Genomic DNA, 15,606 nt, shown 5'->3' with positions numbered 1-15,606 from the left:
CGGCGCTACACAGGAGTCTCCGCGGGTCTCGATTCACTCACGCACAAGACATTGCGCTTAGTGCTACGTCGAACGCATCCTGTAGTGCTGTCGAGTGTGGAGGACATACGGTGCCGGAGCTGAGTTCGCCGACAGATCCCGAGGTCATCAAGCTGACCACCGGCCTCATCACCTACCTAAGAACGTTGGTGAGCAGGTCACCTCAGCAGCAGACCCGAGACGCCCTCACCCCCAACCCACACGCCTGGCTCTACTCCTACCAGGCCTTCATTCAGCCGCCGTCAGACGACGGCACCCTGCTGGCGGTAGAACATTTGCCCGTCACCGGACCACCACCGATGCCACCCGAACTCGACGACTGGACCGAACGCAGCTGGGACGATCCGAAAGAACCCGAACCGATGCTCGACGACATCGGCGAAGCTGGCGCCATTCCCGCTGGAGTCAAGGCCGCATTCAGGCGATGGGCGCACACTTGGCGAACGTGGGCTGACGCAGAGCAACAGGCCGACAGCACACGTGAGTGCTACAACAAGCTCGAAGAACTACGCAGACAGGCCACCCAACTGGCCGACACCCACGAACTTGTCCTCGGCCTGGGCCTTCTCACCGCCCCCATCACCGACAACCCCACCATCTACCGCCATCTGCTGACCGTCGACGTCACCATCGACCTAGACCCTGAGACCGACGCGATACGTGTCGAGCTGCCTACCCAGACGCACCTCACTCGCGAAGACCTGGACTTCTTGTCCAACATCGGTCCGTTCCGAAGCGAACGCGCATCGGCCCAGTACTTCGACTCCGCACTCGAAGACCTCGACCCCTTCTCCGATCAGGTGGCCGCCTGGCTCGACCGATGGCGCAGAAACTGTTGGAACGGTCCCCTCGAGGGGAAACCCGCGCTGTGGGCACCGGCCGACAAAGAGACATCTCAGCCATCCCTGCGCCTCGCGCCGGCACTGGTCCTCCGTAAACGCGACACCGGCGGCCAACTCGCCTTCTACGACCGCATCCTCGCCTTCCTGCGCCAACCCCATGCGGCCGCACCGATCGGCCTCGCCCAACTGGTCCTCGCGCTCGGGCCCGACGACCGGGTGCGCTGGCTACGCGAGACCACCGGCACCGACCGGCAAATCGCCGGCACTGATCCGCTGCTGCCACTGGCAGATCTAAGGTGGGAGTTCAAGGCCTTGTATGCGGAGTCTCGCGCCGGCTCGAGGAAGCGCTCGGTGTAGTCGTCGAACCACTCCCTGAACTCTTCGTATGAGAACGGCATCAAGTCCGTCAACGGATCCTCCGTAAATTTCGCTTCTGCTGCCGAACAACTGAGCCGGACACTTCGATCTACTGCATCGGCCGCAACATGATATAGCTAACGTGGTAGATCACGGAGTACATCTACCGCGCCCTTCTGATGCGTCAGCTACCAGGGGCAGTCCACGCCAAGCGGTACGCGCGTACGGGTTCGCTCGGGCAGGTCGATTAGAGAGCCACAGCGAACGACTGCCCAACGTTCACTCAACTCAGCACATCCGTACGCCTCCCGCCGAAATATCAGGCTTGTAGTCAATCATTGATGTGCCGACGTCGGCTGGACCGCCACAACGTTCACCGAGTTGCGAATCTCCCAAGTAGTGAGACCTGGGGTTGCTCAGCCTGTTCGGAGGCCATCGTCGGTCCAGGGATGACCTAGTGGACGTCTACCCAGTGGTACCGGACGGTCGCAGCGAGGGAGGTGCCGCTACCGTCGCGCGATTCAGGGCTCGGCGCAGCCCGGCAAGAGCAGGCGCTCGTCGCCGAGGGGGCGCCGGCCAGCTGACTTTGGTCCTGCGTGGACTCAGCGGCAGATCAGTGCACTCGGTCGCTGCTGCTCAGCGGTGAGACACGTGCGTCGCCACGGGTAACAGAAATTGCATGCTGACTGGTGTGCAGCAACTCGCAAGGTCTCGACCGATTCGAGTTGGTAAGCAGCCGGGAATCGCCAATTGTGTCGTGCAGCAGGCTGCTCGACGCCTGACCTGTTGTGGCCGGGTCGAAAAATTACCCTATGACTTCTCAGGGTCGGTCCCGCTTCTTTCTTGATTTCGACGTTGATGTGCTCGGAAGTCAAAATACGCGGACATGGCGGTGGGCACGAGGCCGATGACGGCTACGATTAGTCCAAGAATAGGAAGTAGGCTGGAACCGCTGTCACTGCTGCCAGCATTGACCAGTACAAAGAGCACAACGATAACACCCACCACCCAGGCAGGAACACCGGCCCGCTCCCTCGAAATAGTGGGCTGCGAAGCCGTGGTCAGTGGAGCGCTCACGGTCGATCGCCCATCCGCCCTTCGTGCTGCGGTGAGAAAACGTCGCTCCGCGTCGTCCCGCCGCTTACGTACGCGAAGAATCTCGGCATGAATCCAGTCAGGACTGCTACCAGTTTGGAGAGGCGTGCGGCGGCCGCGGCTCGGTAGTACTACTTCTCGCCGCAGCAGTTCTGGGTTCAGCTGAATCATCGGGGGTTCGGGCTGATGCAACTTTCGGGCGTGTAGGCGAAGAAGGTCATCTTCTTTTGCCAGGAGCAGCTCAAGCTGGTGACGAAGCCTGTCCAGCGAGCGGTCCAAGTCTAACTCCTCCGACGTGGCGGTCACAGCGCAAGCCGTTGCGCATGCCTCATATTGGCAGCGCCGGGCAACAACTGGAACCCCTCGCGGTGCGCCCCACCCCACCCTCGGCGGTAGCGTACGTCGAGCCAGCTCTAGCCGACGCCACGCTACGTGACCCCGTTAAACCCTCCACCGCCCGCACGGTCGGCGGCAGATCAGTGCGCCGACCAACGGTCGTCTTGGCGGGCTGGCATCATCGCTGCGTGCTAGATCTGATCCTCGTCAACGGGCTGCCCGGCTCAGGCAAGACCACCCTGGCAGCCTCAAGGCCGAGATTGGCACCCGGGTCTTCGCGTCCCGCGCCGAGGCACGCCGTGAGGTATTCGCCTACATCAACTACTACAACAACAAAAGGCTACATTCCACCGTGAACCACCAGACACCACGCGAAGCACGTGTCTGCTACCGTCCACCTACCGCCCTCGCGGCATGAAACTCCGGTGTCCGGTCCCGGGGTGGAACTTCACTGATTTTCGTTGCCGGATCACCCACTTCGCATTTCCTGGGATTGGCGCGTTTCTCGTTTGGCGTGTCGTGTTTCAGGTGCGGGATAATGGTTCATGGCGCAACTGAGTTTGTTCTCCCGGCTGGAGGTTGCTGCTTGGCGGGATCGAACGAAGTCGCGTCGCTATTCGCCGGACATGGAGGAGTTCCGGCGTGATCACGCGCGTCGGCGCAGTTGGGGTTTGAAAAGGCGGCATGCGGCGAAGTTGTGCCGGTCGCAGGGGTGTTCGTGGCGGTGCGGGGCGGTCGGTCTGCACGATCCGGTAGTGCAACTGCCGCCGCTGATCTGGGACGACGAGCAGACCTGCTCGGCACCTCCGGCGTCCGGCGGTGAGGCCGCGGCCGGATCAGACCAGCCGCCCGCCACCGCGGATCCAGCGAGCCCGGCCCCACCGGTTGATCATGAGCTGTCTGCCGGTCGTGTTCATGCGGCCGGGCCGACCGACCGCACCGACCCAGCTCGAGCGGGGGCGGCACACACGACGGGCACGGCGCGCGACGCCGACGGGTCGGAAAAGCCGGCAATTCCAGTGGCAGCAGCCCGGCGGATGATGCCGACTGCTGACAGGTCGACGCCGACGGCCACGCGCGCACCCACTGTCCGTCCGGCGCCAGCTGATCCGCCACCGTCAGCTGACCGAGCCACGCCCGCCGTCCGGCCGACACCGGGTGATCCGCCACCATCGGCTGGCCGAGCCGCACCTGCCGTCCGGTCGGCGGCTGACGGGACGACCCGGCCGCCGGGCCGCAGGTCACCATCGAAGCCATCGCGGATCCAGCGACGACGGTCGTACCGTCGCCCGAAACGCGCCGGTGACAAGCCGCGCGCCACGAAATGTCGCAGCGCCTCGCCCACCGAAACAGGCAGGACCGGCAGCCTGCCGCATTCGGGAATTCCACCGCCGGCCGGGAGATGGATGAACGATCCCGGCGTCTCGCACGATTGTGTCGAACTGCCTTTGGCGAGTCAGTTCAGTTGTGCGTGGTTCGAGGATGGCGCCACTACCGCCCCGGTGTCGGTATCGCATTGATCGGGCATCCACCTCTCGGCAAGTCCGGACGCCTCTCGCCGAAGTATCACACTTGTAGTCGATCATTTATGTGCTGGCGTCGGCTGAGTCGTCAAGACGTTCGCTGTGCTTGCGCCCCTCCCAACTAGTGAGAACTGGAGTTTTCTAGTTTCGTCGAGCCGCCGTCGGACCTGTGACATCTGGTCCCCGGCCTCAACCGCGTTGGCTTCCTCAACGCCGCGAGCCCCATGGAATGACACCGGGCAGCAGCGCATGACGTGGACGATAAGTGTCCTGCAGACACGCCCCCGATTCGGATCCGGACGCCTTGCCCGGACCGAAGCTTGGGAAAGCGCGCATCACCCCTCAGATGCTCGCATCTGATCTGCTCCTGGCAGCGAGTTCAGGATTCGGAGTGCGACTTCATGCAACGGCGGGTCAATCGTTCCCGGCGTACTTGTCCAGCCGCTCATCATCGACCGGCAGGACCCGTAGACCGGCCATGACGGTTCGCACATCAGCGAGGTCGCCGTACACCTCGGTCGGGTCGGCCCAGACACCCGGCAACGGCTCGTAGCTGAGAAACGTCTGTTCGCCTCCGTTGTTGCCGACCACCTCGGTATGACCGGCGAACTGACTGACCCGATCTTTGACGTGGGCCGCGGAAACCAGTGCCCGATTATTGTTGCCGAAGGAGATGGACCGGCTCCGCTGACCGTCGGTCAACATGAGCATCCAGCTCTCGCCTCGGCTCTGCCGCGGGTAAGGCACTCCAGTTCGCCTATGCAGCACCTTCATGTCGGGTGCTGCGCTCGCCCGCCACGTGACTTCGTCGCGCTTCGTACCGATCCCAGCCACCGCAGCCTTCGCCTCTGCGAGGGGATAGCCGGTCACCTCTGCGTACCACTGCCGTCCGGCCTTGTCGGACCACAACCACGAGTAGGTGTCCGTCCAGGCACCGGCGAACCTTGTGGCCGGGCGTCCGTTCACGACGTCGTCGGCGCGCACTGCGTCGCCGTGGGTCACGATGCCCCGGGCCGGGCCGGGCCGGTGACGGTAAGCCGACGGGTCACCATGCCGTTGCCGGCCATCGCCGTGACCACCAGCGACGGGTGAAGCACCCGCTGATCGAACTGTTCGAGGTTGCCGCGATCTTGACGACCTTCCATCCCTCGGGCAGCTTCGTGGGCCACAACCGCAAGTCCGACCGATCCGGACGAATGGGTTGGGCGGAGCCGCCGTTGCCGCACTGGAGCGACCCGTCGGCGGCGATCGCGGCATCGATGAACGGCGCACTGCCGTTGTCCCACGGCCACAGTGCTGGTACGGGGACCGCCGCGACGAGCGAAGTGGCCACCACACCCACAGCCAGACCACCGAAAGCCAGCAGGCGGCGGCGCGGCCGGGCCTTTTGAGAGAACGCCGTGGCGTGTCGACGTGCGTCGACATCGATACGCAGGGCGGTCAAGCGAGCCACTTCGTTCGGGGCTACCGTTTGGATCGGGTCGGCGTCAAGGAGTTCGACCGGGAGCTCGGTTCGCGTCATGGGGCACCTCCGGGAGCGATTACTACGGGCCGGTGGTCGACAACGGATGGTTCGGGACCCGACTTGGTCATAGCGGCTCTCAGACGACGCCGGGCCCGATGCAGGCGGACCGCGAGGGCGCCTCGGGAGCAGCCGAGCGCGACCGGCGGACGTTGGCGCTCACCCGCCTGGCCACGCCGAACAACCACGGCAGTTCGGCCGCCGGGATCTCGGCGAGCCGCCGCCAGGCAACGACGAAGGTCTCGGCGACCACCTCGTCCGCCTGCTCGTCGTCGACCCTCCGCCGGGCGTATCGCAGCACTGCCGGCGCGTGCTCCAGCCACAGTCTGTTGAAGTGTTCTTCCGGTGCCGGCACCACGGCTCCTCCCTGCTCCCGTGCGGCCCTCAACAGAGAAGGTGTCCGGCTTCCCCGGCAGCATTACCGGGCAGAGCGGTGCGTACGTTCGCAGGGTCTAGGGTTCCTCAGGTGGTCATGAGCGCACAGGACGTTGTGGGCGTCATCGAGTCGGACCCCGGAGCGATGAGAGTCCTTCGAGCTGCGGCCGACCTCGGATTACCGGACTGGTGGATCGGTGCCGGCTTCGTCCGCAACCGCGTCTGGGACGCGATCAGCAACCTTCCGGTCTCACCGGAGCGGGATGTGGATGTCGCCTACTTCGACCCGGAGAAGTTGGATCCGGGCGAGGATGCACGCGCCGAAGCCCGAGCCGCGACGGTCCTGCCCGGGGTGCCGTGGGAGATTCGTAACCAGGCACGAATGCACCTGCGCAACGGCGACGAGCCCTACACGTCCGCTCAGGACGCGATATCGCGCTGGCCCGAAACGGCGACGTGCGTCGCGGTGACTTTGCGGGGCGGCTCTGTTCGCCTGGTGTCCGCCCATGGGCTGGCTGACCTCGTGGGATTGGTGGTGCGCCCCTCTCCATCTTTCCGCAACGCGGCGGGCCGCGCGAAGGTACAGCGCCGGGTGGAGGCCAAGGGGTGGCTCGACCGATGGGCTGGACTGCGGCTGGAGATTTGAGCGGGGGTGCGCCTTCGCTGGTCAGTCACGCTCTCGTCGGCCGCGCTCGGCGCTTCTATCAGCGGCCGGCACCCAGGCTAGAGTGCAATGGTGGCGATCTATAGCCGGCCTGTGCCGAAGTGAGGCGGCAGCGCGTTCTCGAGGGTTTCGGTCCGGTTCTGGTTGTGGTCTTCGTGGCGGCTGTCGCGGCCGGGGTGGTGGCCTGGGCGGCGTTGCCGCCGGTGTTCCACGTGCACGGGAAGTTCGTCGACCTTTCCGTTTATCAGTATGGCGGGCGGATGGTGCTCGACGGCCTGCCCCTCTACGACGCCCGGGATCCGGCGACCAATCTGCGGTTCACCTATCCGCCGTTCGCTGCCGTGATGATGGCGCCGCTGGCGGCGTTGCCGGGCTGGCTCGTCACCGCGTTGTGGACCGGGGCGTCGGTCGGCGCCCTCGCCGGAGTCATCAAGCTGGCCGGCCGGGGCCTGGCCGGGTGGCAGGTCGCGCTGCTGGCCGTCGGCGCGCTCGCGCTGGAGCCGGTGTGGCAGAACCTCACCTTCGGCCAGATCAACCTGTTGCTGATGGCGGCCTTGCTCGTCGACCTGGTCCATCCGGAGCGCCGCTGGTCCGGTGTGCTCGTCGGGATCGCCGCCGGGATCAAGCTGACCCCGCTGGTCTTCGTCGTGCTGCTGGTGCTGATCGGTCGCCGGGCGGCGGCGGGGCGGGCCCTGCTGGCCTTCGCCGGCACGATCGCCGTCGGTTTCGCCGTCACCCCGGGCTCGGCCCTGACCTACTGGACCGAGGACCTGATCACGGCGGGCCGGGTCGGTCCGCCGGAACTGGCTCATAACCAGTCGGTGTCCGGCGCTCTCACCCGGCTGCTGGACGGCGTGCCCCCGACCCTGCTGTGGGTCGCTGTCGCCGGGCCGATCGCCCTGGGGCTCGTTTTCCTCGGCGCCGTGTGGTGGCGCCGCGGCGACCGGGTGCTGGGCGTCGGGTTCGCCGCGTTGGCCTCGCTGGTGGCCTCGCCGATGTCGTGGTCCCACCACTGGGTGTGGGCGGTGCCCATCGGGCTGGTGCTGTGGACGTACAGCCGGTGGGCAGCCGTTCTGTGGACCGCGGTGTTCGCGTCCCGCATGTTCGTGTGGGTGCCCTGGGGTTACGGCCGCGAGTACGGCTGGGACCCCCTCGACCACGTTCCCGGCAACATCTATCTGCTCGCCGCGCTCGCCCTGGGCGTCTGGGCAGTGGTGATGCTCATGAAGCGATCTCTCACGGTAACCCGGTGATCTACGGCATGATGGTCGTATCCGCGTTTTCCCCTGGCCGGGTGGGGAAAGTAGCCTGCCGGAGGCCCTGTGCGACCTCCACAGTGTTGATACTCACGGCATAATCGGCCTGGTCAGGGTGCTCTACTGAGTGAGACACCGAGCACCGAGGGAGTGGTAATGCAGCGGCATCGGGTGGCAGTGATCGGGGCCGGTTTCGGGGGCCTGTTCGCGATCAGGGCGCTGCGCAACGCACCGGTCGACATCACACTCATCAACGGCACGGCCTACCACTTGTTCCAGCCTCTGCTCTACCAGGTGGCCACCGGCGTGCTCTCCGAGGGCGAGATCGCCCCGCCGATCCGTGAGGTGCTGAAGCGGCAGGACAACGTCGACGTCAAGCTCGGCTGGGCCCAGCGAGTCGACACCGACAAGAAGATCGTCTACGTGTCGGGGCCGGGCATCGACTACACGGTCGAATACGACTCGCTGATCGTCGCCGCCGGGGCTTCGCAGTCCTACTTCGGCAACGACCACTTCAACGACTTCGCGCCCGGCATGAAGAGCATCGACGACGCGCTCGAGCTGCGGGCCAAGATCTTCGGCGCGTTCGAGATCGCCGACCTGCAGACCGATCCCGAGGCGCAGGAGCGCTGGCTCACCTTCGTGGTGGTCGGGGCCGGCCCGACCGGGGTCGAGATGGCCGGTCAGATCGCCGAGCTGGCCCACCGCAACCTGCCCGGGCAGTACAAGCACATCGACCCGCGCAAGGCCCGCATCATCCTGGTCGACGCGGTCGGCGCGGTGCTCAACACCTTCGGCGACCACCTCTCGACCCGGGCGCTGCGCCAGCTGCACCTGATGGGGGTCGAGGTCGAGCTCAACACCAAGGTGGTCGACGTCGACCTGACCGGCATCGAGGTCGAGTCCGAGCGCGGGCACGAGCGCATCCCGTCGATGACGAAGGTGTGGGCGGCCGGCGTCCAGGCGCCCCCGCTGGCCCGGCAGGTGGCCGAGGCGGCCGGGGCCGAGACCGACCGCGCGGGCCGCATCCTGGTCAACCCGGACCTGACGATCCCGGGTCACCCCGAGATCTTCGCGCTGGGCGACATGATGAACCTGGCCGGCCCCGACGGGCACCCGCTGCCGGGTGTCGCCCAGGTCGCCATCCAGGGCGGCAACTACGCGGCCAAGGTGATCGAGAAGCGGCTCCGCAACAAGCCCGCGCCGGGTCCGTTCAAGTACTTCGACAAGGGCAGCATGGCCACGATCTCGCGGTTCTCCGCGGTGGCCAGCGTGGGCAAGCTCCGCCTGTCGGGCTTCTTCGCCTGGGTCATGTGGCTGGTCGTGCACGTCTTCTACCTGGTCGGCTTCAAGAACAGGTTCACCACGGTGGTGCACTGGGCGGTCAGCTTCCTGGGCCGCGGCCGTTCCGAGCGGGTCGCGACCGAGCAGCAGGCCTTCGCCCGCCGGGCCATGAAAGACTACGGCGACCCGTACCAGCGGGTCCGCGCGGCCGAGGAGGCCGCGGCGCTGACCCCGGTGCCGACCGAGAAGCACCCGGCGGCCGCCGAAAAGGCCAACGTCTAAGGGTGGATGGTCGCCCAGACCATCTTCCCGTCGCGGGTCGGTAGCGCACCCCAGGCCGCCGCGGCAGTCCGGACTATCCGCAGCCCCTGGCCGCGGAGGTCCCACAGACTGCCCGGCGGCTCTTTGGTCTGGTCGATCACCCGGGGCAGCCGAGGGTCGCCGTCACACACCATCAGGTGCAGGCCGACGCCGCGGCGCACCACGATCACGGCGATCGGCGTCCGCGCGTGCTCGACGGCGTTCCCGGCCAGTTCGCTCATGACGAGCCGGGCCGGGTAGAGCACTTCGGGCAGCCCCCACGCGCTGCAGGCGTCGGTGACCAGGTTGCGGGCCAGCGCCGGGGTGTCGGGGTGGGGTGGCAACGAGAGTCGCAACCGGTCGGTGACCGGTCCGCCCGCGCGCACAGCGGCGGCCGCGCCGGCCAGGTCGCTGAACAAGGGCAGGAAGTACGACCCACCCATCCGGACGAGCCGGCCGTTGAGCGCGCTGCGCGGTTGCAGGCAGGCCGCGACCCGGACCGGGGGCATCATCGCGGCGGCCACCCGGCAGACGGTCAGCCACGTCGACGCGCCGGCCGCGTGGCGGTCGTTGCACTCGCACAGGTCGAGGATGAGCGCGGCCGGATGCTCGCCGAGCACCTTGCGTACCGCAATAAATGCATCACTGCGCAGCGCGGTTCCCCAGATGCCGCGCACGGTGACAATCGTGACAGCGTTGTCGGCGTCCGCTGTCACCACCACACTGCCGCCGGACGAATGGCGCGATCCCATGTCCGGCCAACGAAGAGTCTCCATGGACGGCCACGGCTACCCGACGAAGAGATCACCATGCGCGAATATCGGCGTTTCACCCAATAGTGTTGCTGGACTCCGGGGGCAGTAGTTCACCCGAGATGGCCCGGTAGGGCGGCCACTCGGGCACACCCAGCTGGTCGACCCCGACCGGGTCGGCCAGCGCGCGGTCGATCGCCGCCCGCAGCCGGTTCTGCTCCTCGGCCGGGTTCTGGTACCAGGCCACCGACCAGATCCGGTGCATGTGCCAGCCCAGGTCGCGCAGCTCCTCGTCGCGCAGCCGGTCGCGGTCGCGGGTGGACGGGATGGCCTGGTAGTCGGGGCCGTCGAACTCGATGCCGATGGCGAACACGTCGTCGTCCTGGTCGGGGTGCAGCACGGCGAGGTCGATCCAGTGCCCGGCGGCGCCGACCCTCCGGCGTACGGAATACCCCCACGACGACAAGGCCGTGAGCACGGCGTCCTCGAAGGGGGTGACGTCGTCGCGGTCGCTGATCTCCCGGCCCAGGGTGGCCGCGGCCCTCTCGGCGTACTCCAAATAGGCCTTGAGGTGCCGGACGCTCTCGTTGCCCATGTCGGGGACGTCACCGGAACGGATCGAGGCGACCACCTCGACGCGCTGACGGGCCCGGGTGATGGCGACGTTGAGGCGGCGCCAGCCCTGCGGCCGGTTGAGCGCCCCGAAGTTCGTACTGATCTTGTCGTTCTCGTCGTAGCCGTACCCGATGGACAGGATGATCACGTCGCGCACATCGCCCTGCACGGCCTCCAGGCTCTTGACGAAGAAACCGGTGAGCCGGTCGCCGTCCTCGAGGAAGTGCTCGAGGTCGGGGCGCTCGGCCATGGCCCGGCGCACCGCCTCGTCGACCGCGTCGGCCTGGGCCACCGACAGTGTGACCACGCCCAGTGTCAGGCCGGGCCGGGTCGCGTAGTGGTGCAGCACGCGCTCGGCCACCGCGTCGGCCTCGATCGGGTTGTCCGAGGTCGTCTGCCGCCGGTACACGCCGTCGACCTGGAACATCTCGACGCCGTGGTCGGGCTCCTGGGGATAGCTGCGGGTCAGCCCGACCAGCCGGCCGTGGTAGTAGGCGAGGTCGGCGAAGGCGAACAGCGCCTCGTGCCGGCTGCGGTGGTGCCAGCCCAGGTGCAGGATCGGGAACGTCTCGCGGGCCAGGTCGAGAATCGACGGCAGGTCGGTGACGTCGTCCTCGACCCGGTCGTAGAACGAGGTCGGCGGCAGCTGCCGGTCGTCGCCCACCACCACCAGCGCCTCGCCGCGGTAGATGCAGTTGATCGCGTCGGCCGTGGTCACCTGGGACGCCTCGTCGAAGATGACGGTGTCGAACTCCATCTCGGGCGGCAGGTAGCGGCTGACCGCCAGCGGCGACATCAGCAGGCACGGCTTCAGTCCCTGGGCCGCGTGCCGGGCCTGGGCCAGCAGCTCCTGCACGGGCAGGTGACCGGACTGCTTGTTGCCCTCGCGCCGGATCACGCCGGGCTCGCCGCTGGCCGAGGCCGACGGACGCCGCGCCTCGACCGCATAGACGATGTCGGCCAACGCCGCCCCGCTCAACTCGCGGTCCAGCAACCGATAGACATCAACCAGGTGCGTACGATCCTCGGCCGCGGTCGGCTGCAGGCCGGGATCATCGCGGATGACCGCGTCGGCCCAGCCGCGCAGCAGCGCCCGCTCGAGCACCGGCCACACCTGCTCGATCGGGATCTGTTCATCGGCACAGAACTCGAGGGCGTCGTCGAGGCCGTGCTCGACCAGCACCCGCCGCGCGTCCTCGTGCCGGAACCACTCGTGCTGGCCCTCCGGGTCGTGCAGCAGCTCGACCAGCAGGTCGCGGGCGTTGTCGTAGTCGCCCAGCCGCTCGGTCAGCTCGTCGTGCCGGGCCGGGCCGAACGCGTCCAGCACCTGGGCCCGCGCCGACTCCCAGCCCGCCACGGCCGCCCCCAGCCCCTCGGTGGGCTGGGCGGTCATCAGCGCGTGGGCCTGCTCGGCCGTCATCGACGCGTCCTCGCCGCTGACCAGCCGCCGGGCGTGCACCGTCCACGCGACGACCTCGTTCATCGCCTCGTCGTCGGTCTTGGCCCCCCGGTAGACCGAGCCCAGCACGCCCGCATGCGCGGCGGCCTCGGCCCAGATCGCCTCCTCGGCCTCGGTCGCGGCCCGCCGCTGCTCGGCGATCTCCTTGGTCTCGGCCAGCGTGAGGTCGCGGCCGGTGGGCGCGCTGTACGACCGGATCATCTCGGCCGCCGCGTGCAGCGGGGCGATGTGCGCGCGCAGCCAGGTCACCGCGTCGGCGATGGCCCCCTCCCCCAGTTCCGGGCGGGGCGCGCGGGCCGGGGCGGCGCGCAGCGTGGTGCGGAAACGGGTGAACTCGTCCCGGGCCTCGCTGACGATGCGCAGCAGGGCGCTGTTGGGCCGGGGCGCGCAGACGTGCACGGTCACCGCGGGCAGCGCGTCGGCCGGCACCTCGCGGATCACCTCGTCCGCGGTGTGCATGGCCTCCTGGATGGCGTGGAAGTCGGTGTCGAGCCCGTTCCAGTGCCGGCCCAGCTGCTCGGCGTGCTCGGCCTCGACCTCTTTGAGCTCCTCGACGGCCAGCTTCCAGGCCGCCGCGTCCTCGACGTTGGCCACCGCCGCGGCCGGCTTGACGTCGGGCAGCGCCGACTCGACGGCCTTCTGCTTGTCCCGCCGGTATGGCCGCAGCAGCTTGCGCGGTCCCCGGTTGCGACTGAGCCGGTCGGCCACCTCGGTGATCGGCTCCTCGAGCACGGCCTCGTCGAAATGGCGGCGGGCCTGGGACTCGGTCTCGCGTACGCGCTCGATCGCCAGCCGCAGCGCCCGGACCGCGGCGTGGGCCGCCGGCATCCCGCCGGTCTCGAACCAGGCCGGCTCGGGCTTGTGCTCCCGGTTGATCAGGTCGGCCACGGTGATGACCCGGGCCGAGTCGGCGAACGTGACCACGTTGGGCAGGCCGAGCCGGGCCGTGACCCGGTCCAGGCTCTCCTGGCGCCCCTCGAGCCGGTCGGCCTCCTCGGCGAACTTGTTGGCCAGGTGGTCGGCCTGGGCGGCGTTGAGCGGGGCGAGATCGATCGCCTCGGGCACCAGGTGCGACAGGTCGGGCACGGCCGCGAGGTCGTCGGCCGACGGCAGCTCGGCCCACGGGATGCCGCCGTAGCGCAGCGCGGCCAGGTGGTGGGTGAGGTCGGTGGCCGCCTTCTGCACGGGCTGGATGCTGTCGACAGTCATCCAGTCCTCCTCGACCTTCGGCGGGCGCTTGCCCGCGTGCGCCGACAACGCGGCCAGCAGCGGCGCGCCCGACGGCTCGTGCAGGTCGAACGCGTCGGCCAGGGTCGAGTTGGCGATGACCGTCTCGGCCAGCTTGCCCAGCGCGGTCATGGCCTGGCGCAGGCGGGCGTCGAGCGGCTCGCGGTCGGTGGCGTGTTTCCACACGTACGTCTCACTGCGCACCCGCCCGAGCCGGGCCACCGCGTCCCGCAGCCGGTACAGCGCCTCCCCGGTGAGCTCCTGCGGCGCGATGGTGGCGACCGGAGCGGCCGGGACGTCGAGCAGCCGGGCACTGAGGCCGAGCACCTCGAACAAACTACGGCCGAGCGGCTGCCGCACGCGATTGAGAGCTTCGGCGTACGCGGTGAGGGTTTCCCGCCTCTCCCGGACCGCCCGCCGGTCGATCGGATCCATGGTCGCCAGCGGCACCGGATCGGTGTCCAGGGCCGAGGCCAGCGCGTTGGCCACCTCGCGCCGCCCGACCAGATCACTGTGCAGGGCGAGCAGATAGTTGCCGAGCCCGGCCTCGGTGAGCCGCTGCTGCACCGTGTCGAGCGCGGCCGCCTTCTCGGACACCACGAGCACCCGCTTGCCCGCGTGCATCAGCCCGCCCACCATGTTGGCGATGGTCTGCGACTTGCCGGTGCCGGGCGGCCCGTCGAGCACGAAACTGCGCCCGGCCACCGCGGCCGCGACCGCCACCCGCTGCGAGGCGTCGGCGTCCAGGATCAGCGGCACGTCCTCGGGCGGCGCGACCACGTCGATCCGCTCGACCGGCGTCGGCTCGAAGGCGAACGCGCGCTCGGCGTCCCGGGTGGCCAGCGCCCGCACCACCGGGTGCTCGACGATGTGCGGCTCGTTCTCGTACAGGTCGTAGTACATGGCCTCGCGATGCACGCTGAGACAGCTCAGGGTGACGGTCTCGTCGGCGTACCACCCGCGCCGCTCGCCGATGGCCACGTCGACCTTGGCCCAGAGCACGGTCACGTCGAGCTCGGCCAGCGAATTGATCTCGGGGATGTCGATGTCGAGCTCACCCATGCGCACGACCAGCGCCGGGTTGACGATCGGATCCTCCGGGCGGGCGACCAGCCGCGGACCGGCCGCCTCGATCTGCACCGGGACGAGCAGGATCGGGCTTTCGTACGGGGTCCCGTCGTCGTCCGACCAATGCAGCATCCCCACCCCGAGATAGAGCGGTGACACCCCCCGGTCGAGCAACTCGAGCCGGCTGCGCCGCCAGAAGTGGTGCAGCAGGGCGCCCAGCTGCTCCTCGGGCAGCTCGGTGCGCAGGACGTGGGTCGTGGCTTCGCCCTCGTCGTGGAAGGCGTAACCGCCGCCCTCCTGCAGCACTTTGACGATCGCCTTGGGCGAGGGCCCGGTGATCTCGATCGAGCCCGAGGAGGCGCGAGCGAAGTTCAGCAGGGGGTTGGTGCCGGTCAGATCGACCAGGCCGGAGCGCCAGCTCTCCAGAGCCGACCGGACGTCGGCACCGGGGAGCTCGCTTGAATCCGCTTCATGATCCGGCCACATGCCTCAATTTCAGCAAGACGGACGCCGGTCACGCTGGGGATTGGGCTACCTGCTTCCGGATATTTACGGCATAACGCTCCTGAAGGCCGATATGAGGCTCCCACGGGGCCTTCGACCGGACGCCCGCACGAGGCTCACCCCGGCATCATGCCTCCCCACGATCACTCGAGCAGCCGGACTGGCCGGACGATCCAGCCCGGCCTTCCCACCCCGAGGCCGACCACGACCGCCAACGGAGGTTGGCGACCTCTCCCTCCTCGTCAGGTTCGACCTTGTGCGCGGCCGGGTGCTGGTGGACCAGGTACGCCGATGGACCTTAATTCCTCTTCCCTACGGCGCAGACCCCTCGACCATTTCCCCTCGACCTCAAGCGATCACGAACACTCCGCGGTCGTCGACGCATCGG

General features: G+C 68.1%; 10 protein-coding genes. 5 read left to right on the top strand and 5 right to left on the bottom strand.

The features are described from left to right. The first annotated feature begins 110 nt into the window (after positions 1-110). Both M1L60_RS10795 and M1L60_RS48245 read left to right on the top strand, forming a co-directional pair. Complete coding sequence (locus M1L60_RS10795; protein WP_253237214.1) at positions 111-1,238, top strand: hypothetical protein; 1,128 nt, start codon at positions 111-113, stop codon at positions 1,236-1,238. A 1,570-nt stretch (positions 1,239-2,808) separates the two neighbouring features. Continuing rightward, positions 2,809-3,087, top strand: coding sequence for an IS3 family transposase (locus M1L60_RS48245; RefSeq protein ID WP_369077219.1), 279 nt, complete (start codon positions 2,809-2,811; stop codon positions 3,085-3,087). A gap of 1,519 nt (positions 3,088-4,606) precedes the next feature. Here M1L60_RS48245 and M1L60_RS10790 read toward each other — a convergent pair. The 3 genes from M1L60_RS10790 to M1L60_RS10780 all read right to left on the bottom strand — a co-directional run bounded on the left by M1L60_RS10790 (position 4,607) and on the right by M1L60_RS10780 (position 6,072). Beyond that, positions 4,607-5,176 carry a hypothetical protein gene (locus M1L60_RS10790; RefSeq protein WP_253237213.1) on the bottom strand — a complete coding sequence of 190 codons (570 nt, stop codon included), beginning with the start codon at positions 5,174-5,176 and terminating at the stop codon, positions 4,607-4,609. A 61-nt stretch (positions 5,177-5,237) separates the two neighbouring features. After that, the gene (locus M1L60_RS10785; RefSeq protein WP_253237212.1) at positions 5,238-5,714 is read right to left on the bottom strand and encodes a hypothetical protein; all 477 of its coding nucleotides are present in this window, start codon (positions 5,712-5,714) and stop codon (positions 5,238-5,240) included. Positions 5,715-5,793: 79 nt separating this feature from the next. Then, positions 5,794-6,072 (bottom strand): RNA polymerase sigma factor, encoded by a 279-nt coding sequence (locus M1L60_RS10780; RefSeq protein ID WP_253237211.1) that lies wholly within the window; start codon positions 6,070-6,072, stop codon positions 5,794-5,796. A gap of 114 nt (positions 6,073-6,186) precedes the next feature. On the opposite strand from M1L60_RS10780, the gene M1L60_RS10775 reads away from it, so the two are divergent. The 3 genes from M1L60_RS10775 to M1L60_RS10765 all read left to right on the top strand — a co-directional run bounded on the left by M1L60_RS10775 (position 6,187) and on the right by M1L60_RS10765 (position 9,575). Continuing rightward, positions 6,187-6,735 carry a nucleotidyltransferase family protein gene (locus M1L60_RS10775; RefSeq protein WP_253237210.1) on the top strand — a complete coding sequence of 183 codons (549 nt, stop codon included), beginning with the start codon at positions 6,187-6,189 and terminating at the stop codon, positions 6,733-6,735. A 119-nt stretch (positions 6,736-6,854) separates the two neighbouring features. Next, on the top strand, positions 6,855-8,006 hold the full coding sequence (locus M1L60_RS10770; protein WP_253237209.1) for a glycosyltransferase 87 family protein: 1,152 nt from the start codon (positions 6,855-6,857) through the stop codon (positions 8,004-8,006). 159 nt (positions 8,007-8,165) lie between these two features. Next, complete coding sequence (locus tag M1L60_RS10765; protein WP_253237208.1) at positions 8,166-9,575, top strand: NAD(P)/FAD-dependent oxidoreductase; 1,410 nt, start codon at positions 8,166-8,168, stop codon at positions 9,573-9,575. On the opposite strand, the gene M1L60_RS10760 is transcribed toward M1L60_RS10765, so the two are convergent. Then, the gene (locus tag M1L60_RS10760) at positions 9,572-10,369 is read right to left on the bottom strand and encodes an ATP-binding protein (RefSeq protein WP_253237207.1); all 798 of its coding nucleotides are present in this window, start codon (positions 10,367-10,369) and stop codon (positions 9,572-9,574) included. The genes M1L60_RS10765 and M1L60_RS10760 overlap by 4 nt on opposite strands. Positions 10,370-10,421: 52 nt before the next feature. After that, entirely contained in the window at positions 10,422-15,200 is a 4,779-nt protein-coding gene (locus tag M1L60_RS10755) for a PDDEXK-like endonuclease domain-containing protein (protein WP_253237206.1), read from the bottom strand. Positions 15,201-15,606: the final 406 nt, after the last annotated feature.

Source organism: Paractinoplanes aksuensis (genome assembly GCF_024137025.1).
Taxonomy (GTDB): domain Bacteria; phylum Actinomycetota; class Actinomycetes; order Mycobacteriales; family Micromonosporaceae; genus Actinoplanes; species Actinoplanes aksuensis.
Note: the sequence above shows the minus strand (reverse complement) of the source record. Positions and strands in the feature narration are given on the sequence as shown.